Genomic DNA, 19,608 nt, shown 5'->3' with positions numbered 1-19,608 from the left:
CATGCTCGTCGATCTTGCGACCACCTCCATACCGCTACGGCAGCAATACCTCCAGCACGCGATCGCGCCGAGGCCGATCTGTTTTGCCTCGACCGTCAACGCGGCCGGTGAAGCCAACCTGAGCCCCTTCAGTTTCTTCAACATGTTTTCGACGACCCCGCCGATCGTTATTTTTTCCCCCTCCCGCCGGGTCCGGGACAATACGATAAAGCACACGCTGGAAAATGTCCTCGAGGTGCCGGAAGTAGTGATCAACATGGTGGATTATGGCATGGTACAGCAGGTCAGCCTCGCCAGCTGCGACTACCCGCGCGGGGTGAACGAATTTATCAAGGCGGGGTTCACGCCGTCGCCGGCCACGCGCGTCCGTCCGCCATTGGTCCGTGAAAGCAAGGTCAGCATGGAGTGTGTCGTTCGGGACGTCCATTCGTTGGGCTCCGAAGCCGGCGCCGGCAACCTGGTCATCTGCGAAGTCCTTTGCATGCACATTGCCGACGATATCCTCGACGACCGCGGCATGATCGATCAACGTAAGTTGCGGCACGTCGCCCGACTGGGCGGCGACTGGTACAGCGTCACCGGACCCGACAACCTTTTCATCGTAGAAAAGCCCAACTTGCACACCGGCATCGGTCTCGACGCACTCCCAGCTTCAATACGGTTTAGCCCCGTCCTCACGGGTAACCAGCTCGGCCAACTGGCCAACGTCCACGAGTATCCCACCATCGACCCCGCCTTCGACGACGAACGCCTACGACACATCATCACCTACTTCGCCATAAACCCGGAAGAAATGGAACGCGAGCTGCACCAATACGCCGCAACGCTGCTCGCCCAGGGAAAAGTCGCCGCCGCCTGGCAGGTCCTGCTCGCCGGGCAATAAACAAGCGCGCTACGAACCGAAAGACAATGTAAACCTCGTCTCCTGCCCCTCCACCGAAAACACATCCAAATTCCCCTTATGCAACTTCATAATGTTGCGCGAAATCGATAACCCGATCCCCGACCCATTGGAGCGGGTCGTAAAGAACGGCACGAAAATCTTATCCAGGATCGCCGGCGGTATCCCCATCCCGTTATCGACGACGTCGATGAAGTAGCGCTCGTCTTCCTTGCGCGATGCGAGCGTTATCCGCGGCGAGGGTTTGCCCTTGACGGCATAGATACCGTTGGTGATGAGGTTAATCAGCACCTGCTCGATCAGCTTCGGGTCGATCAGGAGCTGGTGACGGCCGGGGAGGGCGACCACGTCCAGCGTCACTCCCTGCTGGTCGGCCAGAGGCTTCATCAGCGTACGGATGCCGGTGAAAAGCTCGTCGACGGTGACGGGTTCGAGGTGGGGCGTGGGGACTTCCGCCACCATACGGTAGTCCTGGACGAAGTTCATCAGGCCGTCGGAGCGGCGTTTGATGGTACCCGCGGCCAGCCGCATGTCTTCGATGTCCTCGGCGTCCAGGTCCGGGCCTTTGGCATCCATCATGTCCTTGACGGTGCTGGCCAGCGTATAGATCGGGGTGATCGAGTTGAGGATCTCGTGGGTCATGACCTCGATCAGCTTATTCCAGGCCTCCATTTCCTTTTGCTCGACCTCATTCTTGATGTCCTGGAAGGTGATGATCAGGTATTCCTCCTGGTAGAGCCGGATGACCTCGGTCTCGATCGACAGGAGGACCTTGGAGCCATTGATGAATTTTTCGCTGAACCGTTTTCCGCCGGAGGCGATGGGCAGTATTTCCTGGACGAATTCGGGGACGTGGGCGGCCAGCCGGTACCAGTAGTGGTATTCCGGTATCTGGAGCAGGCGGTACGCGGCGGCGTTGATAAACAGGATCGGGTAGCGGTCCTGGGGTCCCACCAGGGCGCTCCGGGCAACGGTGATGACGCCAAAGGGAGCCCGCTCCATGACGCTCTTCAACAACTGAAAAACGGACTCTTTCTCGATGGTGATCGTCTTATGGGCCTGGAGCACCTCGTTGAATGCGGTGAACAAACCCTGGAAGGGGTTGCCGTATTTCCGGGGATTGAAATAGGCCGCGTGGTCGCGGAGTCTTACCGCCTCGACAAAGTTATCGATGTCCCGGCCAAGGCGTTTCATATACAAGACGATGCCATAGCCCAGGAGCAGGGCGATCAGTACCAGGGCGGAGGCCGTGAAATACAACTCGGTATAGGCGAATAACAATACCGACCCTGCCAGCACGACCGTAATCAGCAGGTACCGGAGTAGCAACTGTATGTGAAAATGACGTAAAAACACTTACCGGGGCTTGACCGAAAAGGTAAAGATACGGACGCCCGGCATTCCATCCTTTGTTATTCCCTGGATGACGCCCTTGTACGTACCCGGTATGTCGGAGGTATAAAACGACGACCGGCCCACCGGCAACCTCGGTTGCCAGGTCAATACATCCCTGAAGTCGGGGACGCGGCTGTTGAGGCCGTTGTCATACAACGGCGCATAAAACTCCCGTTCCGGTTGGAGCGCCTCGTAGTCGACGACGAGCGCGGCCGGGTCCAGGTGGAAATCGGACAGGTCTCCCTGGTACGTCGTCAGGGACATCACGCCGTCGAAAAAGAGCGGCCCGCTATAATAGCGTTCGGTGAGTATGTCCAGGCGCTTTATCTTGAGGGGATCGAGGGATACGACCGTGTCTTCGTTGAAATACGGGACTCCGTCGACCAATATCAGCGGCGCGTCCGGATAAATGGGTTTGTATTTCCCCGAGGTCACCCGGAGCTTGAATCCGCTCCCCGTCCTGGAGACCGCCACCTCGGGCACGTATTCCCTGAAAACTTCCTCCAGCGAGCGGAAACGCGTATAGTCGTCCAGCGGGTAGGAAACATCCGGCTGGATAAACAACGGGAGCGTGTCGTGGTCCAGGTGAAAACGCTGTTGTCCGCTGGGAAAAACGTTCATGACCTGGGTATTGACGCTCCGGAGCAGGAGCGCGGAATGCCAGCTTACCGGGAGGCGGAACACCGGCGCAGGCGCACTGGCCGGCGCCAGGGAGAAGGGGTCGTCCATGTCGAACCGGTACCGGTTATTATACGCCTTCCCCAATTGGAGGACGACCTCGTTCCCCCCGTAAAAGTCTTCGAGGTTGAAGACCACCCGCCCCGCACTGTCGCTTAGGGCTGCGCCAAAACGGAAGGCCTTCCCCGGAAGCGACACAAATACCGGTATGCCCGCCGCGGGTCGATCCGTTTGTTTGTCGAATACGACGCCGGTGACCTGGTGACCCTCGTATTCCGGCAGGAACCGGACCTCCGGCAGACGGCCAAACAACACGTCCTGCCACCGCCAGCGGCTCCAGCCCTGGGTCAGCAACAGGTTGTCCAACGCTTCCGCCCTGTCCGCTTTCGTGGAGTCGAAATAGTATCCCGGCGAAGCGATGTCACCCTTCAGATCGGACCTCAGCCAGAGATAACTGGCGATGTCTTCCGCGCTGGCGCCCGACAATGAATCCGAGAGCGCGACGGACATCGAGAGCGAGGCGGTGAGGTCGGTGGCGACGCTCACCGTGACTTTCGACCGCGTATCGTACACCGTCGAGTCGGCAACGGCGACTATGCCCAGCCGGTGGGTGGGGTATACGAACGCGAGCCGCTCGGCCAGCGGACGCCCCAGACCGTCGAACAACGTCAGGTGAAGGACGCCTTCCCCCAGAGCGGATTTGTCGAGGAGAAGCGTCGTCTCCCGGTCCTGGAGCTCCAGCGCGGCGGTATGGGTCACCCGGCCGCGGTTCTGTACCAACAGATAGACGACCTTGTCGGAGACACCCCTTTTCCGCACGCGCACTATCAACCGGCTGTCGGCCGAATCCGTGACGCTCAAAGTGAAACCGGCGCCCAGCGGCTGACGCAGTGGCTGGCTGATAACCGTATCTCCGATACGGACCTGCGCCGTGTATTGGTGACCCGGCTCCGGCTGGAAATCAAAATGACCCAGCCCGAAACGAAGCGGCGCAAATGTTTGAACCGTATGCCCGGTCTCGTCGACGATACGCCCGGTTGCGTTCAGGTTCCTGCCCTGGCGGTCGGCGATCCGGAGACCCACTTTGCCGGGCAGGCCGGTGACCAAATCGCCGCCTTCGGGGAAGAATTGAATGTCGTATGCATCCGGGGACGCCGTACCCGTAACGGGGTCCATAAAGGGATTGACGATGGTCAGCCCCTGCTCATAGAAGAACGCCGGACTCCCGTTCTTCATCCAGGCGGTATAAGCCCGTAGCCGGTAATTCCCGGTCGGGCATGACGCAGGCAGGAGGAACGACCCGTCCCCCTCGCCTTTCGCCAGCGCCACTTTACCTTGTAACAAGGGATGGTTGCCTGAATCCAGCACCTCCACATAGGCAACCTTGCTCAAGCCAAGCGGCCGGTGCGTGGAGGCATCCACGACGTAGGTCTTGAACCATAGTACCTGGCCGGGCAAATACAACGTCTTGTCGGTATGTACGAATATTTTTTCGGACACGACGTTCCGCTGATAGATGGCGAGCCGGTCGGCCGCCGTGTCGGCGATGTCAGGCGCTTGCCCCCGCGCCTCCGTCAGGAGCGATCCGCAAAAAACCAGAAAAAGGATGCTTCGTGTCATGGCCAAAAAGAAGGTTTGGTGAGTGTACCGCCCGCGTACCGGCAGTCCCCGCAGGCGCCCGATGTCGCCGTGACGCCGGAATTAGGGACAAAGTTGTCGATCGCTACAAATGTCTGGCCGGGGCTAAAGAAGGTGGATAACGGATACTTGGCGAGGTTCAGGGTTTCGAGCACGCACCCCGGCCACGTATCCGGCCAGCCGGTCAACTGTCCGTTATTGATGAAGATCCGTTGTTGGGCCGGTGTGGAGATGGAGACATAACCCACCACCATCTCGCTCGCGTTGGTGACCGAATGGATATTCCCCTGCGCCTGGAATGGCTGGGGTCCGAAAATATTGCCCAGGTCCCCGGAATTGGCCGCGATGTTCTGCCAAAAGTCATAGGCGCCCTTTGTCAGCGCCACCTGGGTGATCAGGTTACTATATTCCCATTGCAAACGGACGTCGTTGTTGAACAACACCTCCACAGGCGTATGGTCGATGACGTCGGCAGACAAAGCGGCGGACGTGGCGACGATGACATCCGTGGAGTTCAGGTTCCTATAGCACACCTGTACCGGCGTATCCCTCGAAAGGAGCGTCCCCCCGGAAGGATAGTACTTCGAATTGTACTCGGCGTGGTATTCATAGGTTTCAACATACCGCCACATATAGTAACGCGTCCTACCCGAGGGATCGTGCGTGCTTGCATACAGGCTGACCCGGTCGCCCGGGGCCTGCCGCCAGGTGACGCTGTCGATGGGTGGAGACAGCACCACCGGCACATAGTCGGATTGGTAGTGCGCTCCGCTGGACAGCGTGATGTCGAGCCGGTAGGTGCCGCCAGGGTCGAGGTTGAGTCCTGCCGAGGCATAATACCCCGAACCCACGTCCGAAAAAGTATAAGTACCACCGCCCGCGCCCTCCAGAACCACGTGCGCCCCTGTTTCAACCGGAAGGGTCGTCGAATCGCTGAAATCCTTCGACCGCGTCAAACGAAGGGTCGTCGAATCGCTCCCGGCATAGATAACGCCGTCCACCACCAGCACGCCGTGGCCGCCGGGAACAGAAGGCAAGGGATACGGAGCGCTGCAGCCACCCGCCACCAGGAGCAATATGGAAAAGAGACGCTTCATGGCCAATAGGACGGTTTTATCACGGTCCCGCCATCATAGCGACAATCGGCGCAGTCGCCCGCGGCCATCAGCACCAGCGTGGGTGAGGCGTAGTCGATCGGCACATTGATCGAAGGCGGCCCGAAATACCAGGCTACGCCATGCTTGGTGAGATCGGCGGTTTCTTCGGGGCAATTCGGAAGGCTGACCGGCCAGCTCGTCAACTGTCCGTTTTGGATAAAGATGCGTTGTTGCGCGGGTGTGGAAATGGAAACGTAACCGATCACGACTTCGTTCGGATTGGAAACCGAATGGATATTCCCCTGGGCCTGGAACGGCTGGGGGCCGAAAATGGACCCTAGGTTTTCGGAATTGGCCTTCATATTCTGCCAGTAGTTGTACGCGCCTTCCGTCAGGGCGATCTGTGTCACGAGGGTACTGTACTCGATCCAGAGCCGCATGTCATTATTGTAGAATATCTCTATGGGGGCTTCGTGGATCTGATCGGCGGTAAGGCCCGCGGACGAAGCGATCAGGATATCGGTGGAGGCGATGCTCCGGTAACACACCTCGACCGACGTATCCCTTGGCAGGAGCGTGTCCCCCACGGCCTTATACAGCGACGCATAAAAACTATGGTACTCGTAGGTCTCGACGTATCGCCACATATAATACCGGGTCTTCCCGGCGGGGTCGTGGGTGTTGGCGAAAATCGTCAGGCGGTCGGTCGGAGACTGTACGAAATTAATGCTGTCGATCGCGGGGGACGGTACTACCGGCACATAGTCGGACTGGTAGTGCGCGCCGCCCGACAGCGTGATGTCGAGCCGGTAGGTCTGGCTGTTATCGAGGTTCAAGCCCGCGCTGACGTAGTAACCCGAGCCGTTGTCCTTGAGGGTATACGATGTCCCGCCAGACGCCGGTTCGAGGACCACGTGCGCCCCGGTTTCAACCGGGATGGTGGTGGAATCGCTGAAATCCTTCGACCGCGTCAGACGGATAGCGGTCGAGTCGTTGCCCGCATAGATCACGCCGTCTACCACCAGTACGCCGTGGCCGCCAGGGACGGAAGGCAAGGGATATGGAGTGCTGCAGCCGCCCGCCACCAGGAGCAATATGGGAATGAAGCGCTTCATCAAAATCTGAAGTTGTAGGTTACAAACGGGATCGCCGTCCCGAAAATGGACAATTTGTACCCGTTCACCACGCCGTTTTCAGAGGAATAGTATATCGAATAGGGGTTTTTGCGGGCGGTCAGGTTGTATACCCCCAACGTCCAGGAGCTGTGGGCGAACACCTTTATCCGGTGCGTCCCTTCTATATCGACCGCCAGGTCCGTCCGGAAATAATCCGGCACGCGGTATTGGTTCCGGTCGGAGTAGAGGGTCCGGTAAGAACCGCCCAGATAGTATTCCCCGATTGGCAGGGTGATCGGACGACCCGTGCTGTAGGCGACGTTTAGCGAGACGCCGATCCTATGGGTGAACTTGTAATTGCCCACGACGTTGAGGATGTTGGGCTTGTCGAAGTCGCTGGGATACCAGCGTCCTTCGTTCACCGGACTTTCCGCGAGCGGATCGTCCGACTGCAGGCGCGTCCTGGACCAGGTATAGCTTATCCATCCGTTGAGCTTGCCCGTCGTTTTCCGGACCATGATCTCGGCCCCGTAAGATTTCCCGTGCGTATTGATCACGTCCGTCTCGAGGTGGTTGTTGAGCAGCAGCACCGCCCCGCTTTTGTAATCCAGGTAATGGTCGATCTGTTTATAATAGACTTCCCCGGATACTTCGATCGAGTTGGACGCCAGGTTGTGGTAATAACCGAGCGACCATTGCTTTCCGATCTCGGGTTGGATATACGGATCGCTCAGCTTCCAGATGTCGGTGGGTGAGATGGCCGTAGTATTGGACATCATGTGTATGTACTGCGCCAGGGTGTTGAAGCCCGCCTTGATGGAAGAATTCGGCGACAATACCAGGCGGCCGGAGATACGGACCTCGGGGTAGCTGTACCGTTTGATCGCAGAGCCGGCCCCATAGGTCGTACTGTCCGTTATGTTGTCGGTCTGGCGTGGCAGTCCGGCAGCATAGGTATATTCCTGGTGCGGCCCCAGGTATTCGTAAAGGGAATAGCGTAGACCGGCGTCGATGGTAAGCGAAGGGCTGATGATAAAGTGATCGCCCAGGTAAGCCGCCGACTCGAGGGCCTGTTCCTGGGACACGGTCACCGGCAATACCAGCGAGGACTTGCTATCGGGCTGCATGTTTCCCGGTTGCAAGCCGTAACGCACGGCGTTGAGCCCGTAGTCCAGGGTATGTTTAGTACCAACCCGGGTGGTAAAGTCCAGCCGTCCGCTCCACTGCGTGATGCTGAATTTGAAAGAATATGCATTGACTTCGTTGGCCTGGCTGGCGATCCCGAACTGGTAATGATCGTAAGCCGCGGTGACCGTGCTGGTGGTGCGGCTGCCAAAAAGGTGCTTCCACTTGATGTTGGCGTTCCTGTTGCCGTATGTATAGGTCGTGTCCCCGTCCAGCCGGAATCCGTCATGGCTGAGGTAGCCGGTTACATAGATCGTGTTCCGGGTACCGAGCGCCGCGCTGATGTGGGCGTTCACGTCATAGAAGTTGGCCCGGCTATCGGCGTAGTCCCGGTTGTTCAGGCTGCGCAGTATCCAGTTGGAATAGGTGGTCCGGCCACTGACGAGGTAGGAAACCTTGTTGCTGTCGATAGGCCCTTCGAGGGTAAGCCGGGCGTCCAGCGGGCCCACGCCACCGGAACCGGAGAATTTCTTTTTGTTCCCTTCCTTACCGGTCACGTCCAGCACCGAAGCCAACCGGCCGCCGTACCGTTCCGGGATGCTCGATTTATATAATTGCACGTCCTTGACCGCGTCGGGGTTGAAGGCGGTGAAGAAGCCAAAGAAGTGGGAGGGGTTGTAAATCGTCGCGTCGTTGAACAACACCAGGTTCTGGTCGGCAGCGCCCCCCCGGACGTTGAGCCCGGTGCTGCCTTCCGAGGCCGAGGTCACCCCCGGAAGGGTGAGGACCACCCGCAGCACGTCGGGCTCGCCCAAAACGGCCGGCACCTGTTTGATCGTGGCGATGTCGAGTTTCTGGAAACCCATCCGGGTACTTTGTACGTTCACGGTTTTGCTGGCGTCCACAACGACCGTCTTGAGTATCGGCACGAACTCGGGCATGTCCACGTCCATCCGGCCGTCCGACAGCAGCAACACGTGCCGCGTGACGTCCTGCATCCCGACGCTGGTGATGCGCAGCGTGTGCCGTCCGCGCGAAAGGGTCAGGCTATAGAATCCGTATTGATCGGTACTGGTGCCTGTCTTGGTATTCTCCAGCTGGACCGCCGCGCCGATGACGGGTTCTTCGCTGGCGGCGTCCCGTATATAACCGGCGACCGTTACCCGTCCGCCCTCGGTCGCGTTCCCCGAGCCGATCGTATACAGGCGGTTGTCTACGGCCGCGTGCAGGATGCGCCGGCTCTGGTTTTCCGCGAGCGCATTGTCCCGCCGGGCCAGGCGTCGGCGGACCGTGTCCGATTTACCGTAATAACCCGCGGCCAGCCGCGTCTGGATCGGCGACCCCTGCCAGACGAACACGCGCTTCAGCGAATCGATCGCGAACCGGAAAGGCGTGTTGTCCAGGACTTCTTCCAGGACGCTGTCGAGGGGACTGTTATTGGCAGTAAGGGAAACGGGCATCGTATCCAGCGCGGAGGGGATATAGTAGAACCGGAAATCCGTCGACGCTTCGACTCGGGTGACGAATTCGGGGAAACGGATTCCCCTGAAGTCACCGGTGATGGTCTCGAGTCGTTGGGCCCCGGCCCTTGCCGTGATCGTTAGCGTCAGCAATAAGCAGGCAAGGCGTAGAAAATGCCTCATGTCGTTGGTGTGATGAGTTGGTCGTAATAGGTGATGACGGATTTCATGTCCTCGGTAGCGTTGTCTTCAAACCTGAGGTTGTTCTGCCGGATGAACTGCCGCATCTCCTTTTTATGGTCCGATAGCAGCTCCAATAGCGCTTTTGGCGTGCCCGCGGCGTGATAAGCGCCACCCCGGACGAGGTAGTATCGCGTCTGATCCATGAAATACTTGTGCCTGTCCCTGGGATCGGACTGGATGGTTTTGACGTGCCTGGCCAGGAGGCTTACCCTGCCCGCGTAGACGACTTCGTATACGCCTTCGCCCGGAAAACCGTGAAGGGTATCCGGCCGCAGCCGTTCGTAGGCGCGGCCATAAAAATAAAAGGTATCGATCGAAGCCATAGCCGGCATCAGCAGGTGGTTGTTGTAGCTGTTGATGACCAACCGGTCTTTGTACACGTCATACATCATCCGGACCCCGTTATAACGGATACCTCCATAGCTGATCATACCGGTGTGCAGGGAAGCGTCGGGGTAAAAGGGTATGCCCGCGACGGCCGTGTCATAGTCCTGGAACTCCGTACCGTTATAAAGCAGGGCGGAAGGCAACAGTTTGGCATAAAATGCGGAAATTGCGGCCCGGGTAGCGGGCGTGGCGCTCGTATCTGGCGCGAATTGTGCAAAAAGAAACGTAGAAAAGGATAAACCCAAGCACAGCAGGGCCGTCCTAGTTACCCATGTTGGTCTAGTTTTTCTCATATCTGTTATAAATTAAAACAAATTATATGTTAAAACAGCGGTTTCCCCCGATTATTTCCTTTGCAAACACGTTCCTATCTCCGTGGAAACCCTGACGCTTACTTAAGTCTCAATTGGCACACTTGAAAACATATATAGTTCTGTTTTTATGCATCGCGGTAGGACCCATCAGGGGAAGTGGACAAACGGATTCGTCGAAGTGGAAGGAACGTGATTTGATCGACGTTTATCATTCCTTGTTTCATAAAAAAGATGTCGACGTACGGGACGAAGGGAAGTTCCACAACGCGCCCTTCCCCGCGGCCGGATATACCCTCCAAACCGGTTTCGCGGTGGTGCTCTCCGATAACCTTGCCTTTTCCACCGGCGATTCCACCGCGAAGACGTCGGACATCGCTACCAACGTCACCTATTCCCAATACAACCAGATCATCGCCCCGCTGATCGCGGACATCTGGACGAAGGGGAACAAGTACAACATTATCGCGGACTGGCGGTATATGAAATACCCCTCCACCACCTTCGGACTGGGCGGTCATACGCAGTACTCGGACGGCTACACCATCGATTTTTCGTATATAAAACTCCACACCGCCGTTCTGAAAAACGTCGCCCGGAACCTATACGCCGGATTGGGTTTTTATTATGACTACTTCTGGGACATCCGGGAAGTGTCCCCGCCGCCCGGCGTGGTCACCAGCTTCGAAAAATATGGTCTTACTAAAACAGAAACGTCCGTCGGACCGGCCGTCCGGATGGTCTATGATTCCCGTACCAACCCTATCAACGCGTTCAACGGCTTTTACGCCAATGTCGTTTTTCACCCTAGCTTCACCTGGCTGGGAAGCGATAACAACAACACCATGATGCAGATCGACCTGCGAAAATATATTTCCCTCAACCATAGCCACAGGAACATCCTCGCGTTATGGAGCTTCAACTGGCTCACGATGGGGGAAAAAACGCCCTACCTGTTATTGCCGAGCACAGGCTGGGACGATATGTTCAATACCGGAAGGGGTTACATACAGGGTCGATACCGCGGGAACGACATGACCTATCTCGAGGTCGAGGACAGGATCACCGTTTCCCGGAACGGTCTCTTCGGTATAGTGGTATTCGCCAATGCCGAGTCATTCAAACGCAACCTCGCCAGCAAATACAACACGATCATCCCCGCGGCGGGGGCCGGTATCCGGCTCAAGCTGAACAAGCACTCCGGCGCCAATATATGCGTGGATTACGGGGTAGGGCTGGACGGCTCCAAGGGTTTTGCGGTGAACCTCGGGGAGGTATTTTAGCGGAACAGGCCCGTGGATCAGGCTCGTTTGGGCTTGGGCGGGTGCGGCGCCAGGCCATACTTTACGATACAGTAGAGCGCGCGGAACCCGTCTTTCCAATTGATCTTTTTCCCTTCTTCGTAGGTGCGCCCATAATAGGAAATACCCACCTCGTAGATACGGATCCTGGGAATCCGGGCGATCTTGGCGGTCACCTCGGGCTCGAACCCAAACCGCTTTTCCTTCAGATCGAGCTGTTTGAGGTATTCGGCCTTGAAGAGCTTGTAGCAGGTCTCCATGTCCGTGAGGTTCAGGTTATTGAACATATTGCTGAGGAAGGTCAGCATACCGTTCCCTATGGAGTGCCAGAAAAAGAGGATGCGGTGGGGGTTGCCGCCCATAAACCGGCTGCCGAAAACGACGTCGGCAAAGCCGTCGAGGATGGGCTTCAGCAGGACATTGTATTCGGAGGGGTCGTACTCCAGGTCGGCGTCCTGTACGATGATGAAGTTGCCGGTGGCAGACCGTATACCCGTATGGATGGCCGCTCCTTTTCCGCCGTTCACCTCATGGCGGACATACCGGATGCCCGCTTCGGGATGCGCCCCTATATACGACTGGACCACGCCTTCGGTATTGTCCCTGGAACAATCGTTGACGACGATGATTTCCTTGGTGATGCCCTTGATCAAATCGATGGATCGCACCTTTTCCAGGATCGTGGTAATCGTTCGTTCCTCATTATAGGCCGGAATGATAACGGATAAAAGCATGGGTGTTATTTGATTGGGGCGCCGGCTGCTCAGCGCCTCGGTGGTCGAGTCGGCCTTCCGGCGGTCGCGCAAAGGTAAGGCCGTCATTGCTAAAAAAATTAACTTGGTTTTGCTAAAAATATTAGTAATTTGCCTTCCCTTTCTCGCTAAAAAATACCATAGATGGAATCCCTTTCTCCCAATGTATTTGTGCGCGACATGCACGCTACCATTGACTTCTACGAGCAACTCGGCTTCCTACCCGTTATGACGGTACCGGAAGCCGGCAAGGGTCCCCTGGTTTGGGCCATGCTGCGGTCAGGCCAGGTGACTTTTATGTTCCAGTCATTTGAAAGCCTCGGAGATAGCCTCCCCCCGGTGCGCCGGGACGACGGCGGTTCGCTGCTCTTTTATATCAACGTAAAGGGCATCCGTGACTTCTTTGACCGGGTAAAAGACAAGGTCACCGTCCTTCACGGTCTGCAAAAGACCTTCTATGGCGCCACCGAATTTTCCATCACCGACAACAATAAGTACGTCCTCACTTTTGCCGAAGACGAAAGTTAGGGCCGCGGCTAACCTATGAACACACACATCCTGTTGGTGGAAGGCACCTCCGGGACCGGAAAGTCCACCCTGATCAAACACCTGTTGACCCGGCACATCCTGGAGGAAGGCCATCCCCGCACCTTGGTCCACCTCAGCCAGGCGCATACCTATTTTACACTGGCGTCTCCCGATCTCGTGCAGCCACCCGGCAAACGCACGCATCGGGAACAACTCCGCCGATTGCTCCGGATGGTCGATCCGGGCGGCGCCGGGTTTTCGGGTCGGACTGGCCTTTCGGGCGGGCCCATCCCGGAACCCACGCGCTGGTTCACCCTTTTCGCCCTGATCGATACCCTTCACCTTACCCACGTCTTCCGCCCGGCCATCCTCAGCTGGTCGGAACTGGGCTATGTCGACCGGGAGCTGGACCGTCTGGGCGCGCGCATGATCTTTATGCGGGCGAGCCCTCAGACACTATGGGAAAGGTTGGTTGTCGGCCGGGGCGCCTCACCCGAATATTTTACACGCTACCAGCGCCAGTATGGCGACTCACCCGAAGCCGTGCATGCCTATTACGTTCAGGAACAGGAACGTATGGAAGCCCTGGCGCGGAAGTCGCATTTGCCAGTCCTTTTCCTCGATGGCGAAGGGGAGAACGTGGAGCCGGCGTACCGGTTCTGGAAGATGCCGTAGTTCCGTTGACGTAAAATTCCTACATTCGGAACATGGACGAGTTGCCAAGACACCAATGTCTCATCTACGATGGCTCCCCCTCCAGGATGCTGCCTGCCATCGCGGCCCAGATCAAACAAAAGCTGGGCGAAAATTTCCGTTGTCTGTATCTCAACAGCCCCACCATGGTGGCCGGGATCAGGTCATATCTCTATACTACCGGCGTTAACGTCGAGTCCGAGGTCGCCAGGGGCGGCCTGATCCTGTCGTCGGAGACGCATTTGAAGATGGGCCGTTTCGAAGCCGACCATATGATGGGCATGCTGGAGGAAACCATGAACCAGGCGCTGAACGATGGATACGTCGGGCTTTGGGCCACCGGTGACATGTCGTGGGAGCTCGGCCCGGATAAAGATTTTTTAAAGCTCGTCGAATACGAATGGATGCTGGAGCAATTCTTCCAGAAGCACGCGACCATTTCCGGTATTTGCCAGTACCACGCGGGCACGTTGCCGCGGGAGGCCATGCAGCACGGCCTGCTCAGCCATCCCACCGTCTTTATCAACGAGACCCTCTCCCGCATAAACCCGTACTATATTCCCTCCGCCGGGCCGCTCCGGCCGGTCGTCCCGACGCCGGACCTCGAAGAGGCGATCGACGGGCTTTTCGCGTTACAGCCAGGCGAAGATCCTACCGCCGATTGAGGATTAACTCAAGGGCCGCTTTGTTGGCCCAGCCTTTCTCCGGGAAATTCTCCGCCCACTCCAGGGGCGTCACGTCGTAAGCGACGTGCCAGCGCGGCTCTTCCACCCAATCGAGGTACTTCCTCATGTTCGCGCGGACGTTCGGGTCGGCGCCAAGCTCCAGGAGCCTTTGCGCCATATATCCATCCCGTCCCGCATGGGCCAGCACGGCATTGAACAGCGGCGTATGGCCGCCAAACCCTTCTTTATCCCTGGTTGCCGCCGCGTTGACGTCGGCGCCCTGCCGTAGTAACCAGTCGAATATCTCCCGTTCGTCAAAGTCGATCGCCAGGTGCAGTAAGGTAGTCCCGTCGATGGAGGTACTGTGTAGCCCGGACCTCCCGTCATCCGCGCAGCCGAGCCCGGGAGGATATATCTCGCGATAGGCGAATCGACGATGGAGCAGCTGTGGATCGCGTCGCGCGTGGCGCTCGAGGTTTTCCAGGTCGCCGCAATGGAACGCCATCACCGGCGTATCCGCCCATTCATACCCCCTTTTCCTGAACCGCTGCAGGATGGCGTGTTTACCCGCCGGGTTCCGGCTGTAGGTCTCGAGCACCATAGCCAGCGGGGCCAGCACGCTCCCATTGCCATCGGTCAGCGGAACGCCGGCGTCATCCAGGTATTCAAAGCCGCGGATGTTCAACGTTTCGCAAGAGCCCATGATGATCCCGGGTGTAAATGCAGCGCCTTGCCCGTGCAGCCAACGCGCGGTGTCGATTTGGCCTTGCAGCAGCGCCCGGTCGAACGCATGTTGAAAATCCTTCGCACCCAGGGCGGCGATCACCTTGACCATATCGAGCCGCCCCAAATTGGCGGCATGGCTCATCGGCGGCCCCCAATTGCCGCTCCACACCGGCACGTGCAGCAGGTTCGGATGGGCTTTCAACAATTGTGTGACGCCGTCCGCGTCGTTTTCCCGTATGCCCTTGTTGATGAGCCCGGCCACCGTGCTGCCGTTTATCCGCTCCTTGAGCTGCGTCCAGGAAGAGAATCCGTACTCCCTCGCGATGATGAGCTGTGCGTCGCTCAGCTTCATCCGCGCGGCCACGGCTTCATCCACCACGGTTTTCCATTTCTCGTGGCGGCGCCGCACGCGGTCAAGCGCATCCGCTACTCCGGCCTTACACTGCTTCAGCAGTTCGCGCGCCTGCTGTTTGGGAACATCGATGTGGGGGTTTGCGGGTAACCCGCGGGATACTGTAGGCATAACTTTCCTTCTTTTGAAATGCCCGCGTCCACACTATGGGCAAGAAGTTAAGTTGATGATATGTGTTTGTAAAACCACACCGGTGGGCTGGGCCCATTTCCGCGGACGGGGTGCTTCCGGAAAGCCCTATAAATATAACGAGTAATACCAGAAACGACAAACAAAATGACAGATTGGCCATGTACATCGCTGAGGTGATGCCCTACATTTATCCATGGTCAGATACGTCGTTTGTGTCATTGCCCTCCTGGGGCCGTCCTTTTGCGACGCCCAAAGGACCGCCTGGAAAGCCGATTGGATAGGGATTCCAACCACCATCGGGGATACTAATATATGGACAGCCTTCCGGAAGACCGTCGACCTGGACCGGGTCCCCGCCAAGGCACCCGCGCGGATCGCCACCGACTCCAAATATTGGTTGTGGGTGAACGGACGGCTGGCGGTTTTTGAGGGTGGGCTCAAGCGGGGCCCCAATCCCCGCGACACCTACTTTGACACGCTCGATCTGGCCAGGTACCTGGTAAAGGGCCGGAATACCATCGCGGTGCTCACCTGGTATTGGGGGCGCGATGGCTTCGATCACAAAAGCAGCGGTCGTCCGGCGCTTTTGTTCGAAGCGTCACTAGGGAAGCATGGTGTCATTTCCGATACAACGTGGCGGGCTACACGTCACCCGGCCTTTGGCAATACCGGACCGCCCTTCCCTAACTTCCGGCTCCCCGAGTTCAATATTCATTTCGACGCACGGAAGGATATGTCCGGTTGGAATCAGCCGGGTTTTGACGACAGGACCTGGACGGCGGTTCAAGCGTACGGTGTTCCGCCGGTCGGACCATGGAACGCCATGGTCGAAAGACCGATCCCCCTTTGGAAAGACTCCGGACTCCTGGACTATATCAACGGCGCCGGTATCCCCCCGGTCAGCGATGGCCGCGTGGTGATAGCGACGCTGCCCAGGAACATAACCATTACCCCCTACCTGGAGATAGACGCGCCCGCCGGTCTGACGATCGATATCCGCACAGACAACTACAAAGGAGGCAGCGAATACAACGTACGCACCGAATACGTCACCAGGGGTGGCATACAACGCTTCGAAACGTTCGGTTATATGAACGGGCACACGGTAGAATATCGCATACCGCCCGGTGTAAGGATCATCGCGCTCAAATACCGGGAAACCCGTTATAACACCGAACAAACCGGCAGCTTCTCCTGCGACGACCCTATTCTTAATACGCTCTGGCAGAAAGCATACAATACCCTGAACGTCAACCTGAGGGATGCTATCCAGGACCCGGACCGGGAACGGGCGCAGTGGTGGGGAGACGCCGTCATACTCATGGGCGAGATCCTGTACGCCTGTGACGGCCATGGACGACAGGCCATACAAAAAGCGATGCGCAACCTGGTGGATTGGCAAAAGCCGGACGGCGTCCTGTATTCACCGGTGCCGGCCGGTTCATGGGACAAAGAACTCCCTGCCCAGATGCTGGCTTCCATCGGTGATTATGGCTTCTGGAACTACTTCCGCTATACCGGTGACACCGCCCTCATACGGTATGTCTATCCGGCGGTCAGGAAATACCTTGGACTATGGCAGCAAGGTCCGGACGGACTTGTCATCCATCGCCCTGGCGGCTGGGATTGGCTGGATTGGGGTGACGACATCGACGTCCCCCTCCTGGACAACGCCTGGTATTGCCTGGCGCTCGACGCCGCCAGCCGTATGGCGCCACTCGCCGGATATACGGTTGACACCGCGGCCTACCAGGCGCGGTTACGCGCCTTGCGTAGTGGATTCGATCCGGCCTTTTGGACCGGCGCCGCCTACGCCAGCCCCGCCTACGCCGGCCGTCAGAACAAGGGCGTTATCGACGACCGCGGGAACGGCTTGGCCGTCGTTGCCGGCCTGGCCGCACCCCGGAGATTCGACACCCTTCGTCACCTCCTCCGCGAGGATTTTCATGCGAGCCCTTATATGGAAAAATACATCCTGGAATCCTTCTTCCTTATGCACGATGCGCAGGGCGGCCTGGCAAGGATGAAAAAGCGATATGCGAATATGGTGAACAGCCGCCTGACCACCCTGTGGGAGGGCTGGGGTATAGGCCCGGAAGGCTACGGCGGCGGTTCCTACAACCATGGATGGGCCGGCGGCCCCCTCACGCTGTTGAGTCAATACGTAGCCGGCATCGCCCCCGATGACCCCGGCTTTACGACCTTCCATATCCTACCGCAACCTGCCTACCTACGCGCGATACATTGTGTCGTGCCCACCATAAAAGGCGACATCCGCCTCGACTGGGCCCGGAACCCGGGCGAAGAGCGACTTGTCGTCACCATCCCGCCGCACACAACGGCCATGGTTGGTATTCCTAAACTGGATAGCGCGCTGACGCGGTTGTCCATCAAGCCGCGCGCCGCGGGCGCGCACGCGCGACTGTCAGCGCCGGCGGGTGAGGACGCGCGGTATTTTTTTGTTCGCGCACAGGCGGGGACGTGGGAAATCGTCTTGCACCCAGCATAAAAAAACAGCAGGAAAACCAGTTTCATTCACCTGGGGTGATCTCCGCGTGATTAGCAAATCTCGCCAAGCGGTAATTTGTTAGCTTCGCTTCTTCAGTTTTTCCGCCAACGCATTGTAAGCAGCACGGTGTTTATCCGGCGTTTGTTCCTTGAATTTTTTCAGGTTTTACAGCTTCCATTTTAAGTCAGGAAAGCGTTCAAAATCATATATCGTCCAATCCGGCGTAACATTTTTTACGCTCAGGATAAATTCTTTGTCCTTCCCGGTAAGACTGTCATGAAGAACCTGAACGATTTGTTTTCGTACTTGTTCGTATTCTTCGTATGTAAATACTTCATCCGTCATGCCCGAAAAATGATTGTCCATCGTTGCCCGGTGATCCTGAAAATTCGGGAACACTACTTCGCCAATCGGCTTGTCGCTGCAAAGCAGGTAATGGATAAAGCCTTCTTTAACCTCTTGGGTAATTCCTTCGGTTGCCAACAGATGTTTTATATCGAACAAGTCGCGTGGATGCTGATGGTCTAATGCAGCGACGATCTTACCTCCGTAAAGTTGCCCCAATGTATTCCGTAATCTTCGCTCAATCCGCGCTTTTATCCTCTCAAGTGCTGCCGATATGGCTTAGACCGATGTTTCTCGATCTTCGATTGGCAGATAAGTAGGGTCAATATCGACTGATAGGCGGGGCATATCGCGTATAAATAGGCTGATGGCTGTCCCGCCATGAAGCGCGAAGCAGTCCTCTTTTGCAACCTCCGGCAATATATCCAATAGAAGGCGTACCTGGTTTTTATATATTGCTTGCATTTCTCTCTAATTCCTTTGGTACTGTAATCTTGTATTTGTCGATATATAAACCGTTTTACTATACTGCGGGTACCGCTTCCCAGGGATATATTTTCCAGGTTCAGATATTTGAACCACTGATGCCCGGCCTTTTCCGCCATGTACAGAAATAGACGTTTTACTTTGATGGACTGACACGCTTCTAATAATGTTTGAACTTGTTTAGGCGGCAATGAGTTGAGACCTTCCATCAGTTCGTAGCATTCCACCAAGTTTTGCTTCTGTGGAGTGAGATATAGACATTCCAGTATCGCCCTGGCGAGGCCGGAGATTTTTACCGCCAGGTTTTTGATTTCTATCGTTGTTAGCCCCAAATCAGGCGGCAGGAATGAGGTTTGATGAAATGAGATATTTACGTTCCAATCCCAGTTCTTAAACCAGGCAGGCAGTTTTTCGGTGTTGCTACCAAATAATACAAGGCGCTGATAGGACAGCTCTAAGTAATGGGATTTTCCTAAAAGAAATAGCGCAGTCCTGCCGCCTGGGTGGATGGAAAAATTATTTTGATTTTGTACTGCGTAGATGGCTCCTTCATAGCCCACCTGTTCATTATTACGAACAAACGCGCCAGTGCCTATAGACCGTAACCAGTTACTTTTCTTATAGCGCTTTTGTAAATCATAGCTGTAACCCTGTTTAAACAGACAATTAGATTGGAGTACAACCCCCGGCGGCTGCAGGGTAAAAAGTT

General features: G+C 56.9%; 16 protein-coding genes. 6 read left to right on the top strand and 10 right to left on the bottom strand.

What is annotated here, in order from left to right; all coding sequences use genetic code 11:
• The first annotated feature begins 1 nt into the window (after position 1).
• Positions 2–883, top strand: a complete 882-nt coding sequence (locus VL547_RS17980; protein WP_325580448.1) for a flavin reductase family protein — start codon at positions 2–4, stop codon at positions 881–883.
• A gap of 9 nt (positions 884–892) precedes the next feature.
• Here the strand turns inward: VL547_RS17980 and VL547_RS17975 are convergent, their stop codons facing one another.
• Genes VL547_RS17975 through VL547_RS17950 form a run of 6 tightly spaced genes read right to left on the bottom strand, consistent with a single transcriptional unit; the run spans position 893 to position 10,182 of the window.
• Positions 893–2,230: a HAMP domain-containing sensor histidine kinase gene (locus VL547_RS17975; RefSeq protein WP_325580445.1), complete on the bottom strand. Its 1,338-nt coding sequence runs from the start codon at positions 2,228–2,230 to the stop codon at positions 893–895.
• Positions 2,231–2,257: 27 nt separating this feature from the next.
• The gene (locus VL547_RS17970) at positions 2,258–4,594 is read right to left on the bottom strand and encodes a hypothetical protein (protein ID WP_325580443.1); all 2,337 of its coding nucleotides are present in this window, start codon (positions 4,592–4,594) and stop codon (positions 2,258–2,260) included.
• Positions 4,591–5,709 (bottom strand): DUF4249 domain-containing protein, encoded by a 1,119-nt coding sequence (locus tag VL547_RS17965; RefSeq protein ID WP_325580441.1) that lies wholly within the window; start codon positions 5,707–5,709, stop codon positions 4,591–4,593. The genes VL547_RS17970 and VL547_RS17965 overlap by 4 nt, the downstream gene beginning before the upstream one ends.
• Entirely contained in the window at positions 5,706–6,824 is a 1,119-nt protein-coding gene (locus VL547_RS17960; RefSeq protein ID WP_325580439.1) for a DUF4249 domain-containing protein, read from the bottom strand. The genes VL547_RS17965 and VL547_RS17960 overlap by 4 nt, the downstream gene beginning before the upstream one ends.
• On the bottom strand, positions 6,824–9,592 hold the full coding sequence (locus VL547_RS17955) for a TonB-dependent receptor (RefSeq protein WP_325580437.1): 2,769 nt from the start codon (positions 9,590–9,592) through the stop codon (positions 6,824–6,826). The genes VL547_RS17960 and VL547_RS17955 overlap by 1 nt, the downstream gene beginning before the upstream one ends.
• Positions 9,589–10,182, bottom strand: a complete 594-nt coding sequence (locus VL547_RS17950) for a hypothetical protein (RefSeq protein ID WP_325580435.1) — start codon at positions 10,180–10,182, stop codon at positions 9,589–9,591. The genes VL547_RS17955 and VL547_RS17950 overlap by 4 nt, the downstream gene beginning before the upstream one ends.
• Before the next feature lie 386 nt (positions 10,183–10,568).
• Between VL547_RS17950 and VL547_RS17945 the strand changes: the two genes are divergently transcribed.
• On the top strand, positions 10,569–11,633 hold the full coding sequence (locus tag VL547_RS17945; protein ID WP_325580433.1) for a hypothetical protein: 1,065 nt from the start codon (positions 10,569–10,571) through the stop codon (positions 11,631–11,633).
• A 17-nt stretch (positions 11,634–11,650) separates the two neighbouring features.
• On the opposite strand, the gene VL547_RS17940 is transcribed toward VL547_RS17945, so the two are convergent.
• Positions 11,651–12,472 carry a glycosyltransferase family 2 protein gene (locus tag VL547_RS17940; RefSeq protein WP_325580431.1) on the bottom strand — a complete coding sequence of 274 codons (822 nt, stop codon included), beginning with the start codon at positions 12,470–12,472 and terminating at the stop codon, positions 11,651–11,653.
• 75 nt (positions 12,473–12,547) lie between these two features.
• Here VL547_RS17940 and VL547_RS17935 point away from each other — a divergent pair, with 75 nt between their 5' ends.
• The 3 genes from VL547_RS17935 to VL547_RS17925 are packed head-to-tail and all read left to right on the top strand — an operon-like array spanning position 12,548 to position 14,289.
• Positions 12,548–12,931: a VOC family protein gene (locus VL547_RS17935; protein ID WP_325580429.1), complete on the top strand. Its 384-nt coding sequence runs from the start codon at positions 12,548–12,550 to the stop codon at positions 12,929–12,931.
• Between the two features lie 15 nt (positions 12,932–12,946).
• Positions 12,947–13,606: a hypothetical protein gene (locus tag VL547_RS17930; protein ID WP_325580427.1), complete on the top strand. Its 660-nt coding sequence runs from the start codon at positions 12,947–12,949 to the stop codon at positions 13,604–13,606.
• A 32-nt stretch (positions 13,607–13,638) separates the two neighbouring features.
• Positions 13,639–14,289, top strand: a complete 651-nt coding sequence (locus tag VL547_RS17925; protein WP_325580425.1) for an MEDS domain-containing protein — start codon at positions 13,639–13,641, stop codon at positions 14,287–14,289.
• Here VL547_RS17925 and VL547_RS17920 read toward each other — a convergent pair.
• Positions 14,276–15,538: an ankyrin repeat domain-containing protein gene (locus tag VL547_RS17920; protein WP_325580423.1), complete on the bottom strand. Its 1,263-nt coding sequence runs from the start codon at positions 15,536–15,538 to the stop codon at positions 14,276–14,278. The genes VL547_RS17925 and VL547_RS17920 overlap by 14 nt on opposite strands.
• A 214-nt stretch (positions 15,539–15,752) precedes the next feature.
• Between VL547_RS17920 and VL547_RS17915 the strand changes: the two genes are divergently transcribed.
• On the top strand, positions 15,753–18,068 hold the full coding sequence (locus VL547_RS17915) for an alpha-L-rhamnosidase C-terminal domain-containing protein (RefSeq protein WP_325580421.1): 2,316 nt from the start codon (positions 15,753–15,755) through the stop codon (positions 18,066–18,068).
• 165 nt (positions 18,069–18,233) lie between these two features.
• Here VL547_RS17915 and VL547_RS17910 read toward each other — a convergent pair whose 3' ends face one another.
• Together VL547_RS17910 and VL547_RS24170 are read right to left on the bottom strand one after the other, a co-directional pair.
• Positions 18,234–18,632, bottom strand: coding sequence for a nucleotidyl transferase AbiEii/AbiGii toxin family protein (locus VL547_RS17910; protein WP_325580419.1), 399 nt, complete (start codon positions 18,630–18,632; stop codon positions 18,234–18,236).
• Between the two features lie 32 nt (positions 18,633–18,664).
• A partial coding sequence (locus tag VL547_RS24170) for a type IV toxin-antitoxin system AbiEi family antitoxin domain-containing protein (protein ID WP_325580416.1) occupies positions 18,665–19,608 on the bottom strand: 944 nt, incomplete at its 5' end.

Origin of the sequence: Dinghuibacter sp. (assembly GCF_035492835.1) — a bacterium.
Taxonomy (GTDB): domain Bacteria; phylum Bacteroidota; class Bacteroidia; order Chitinophagales; family Chitinophagaceae; genus Dinghuibacter.
The sequence above is the reverse complement of the archived record's forward strand: the minus strand, read 5'-3'. Positions and strand labels throughout refer to the sequence as shown.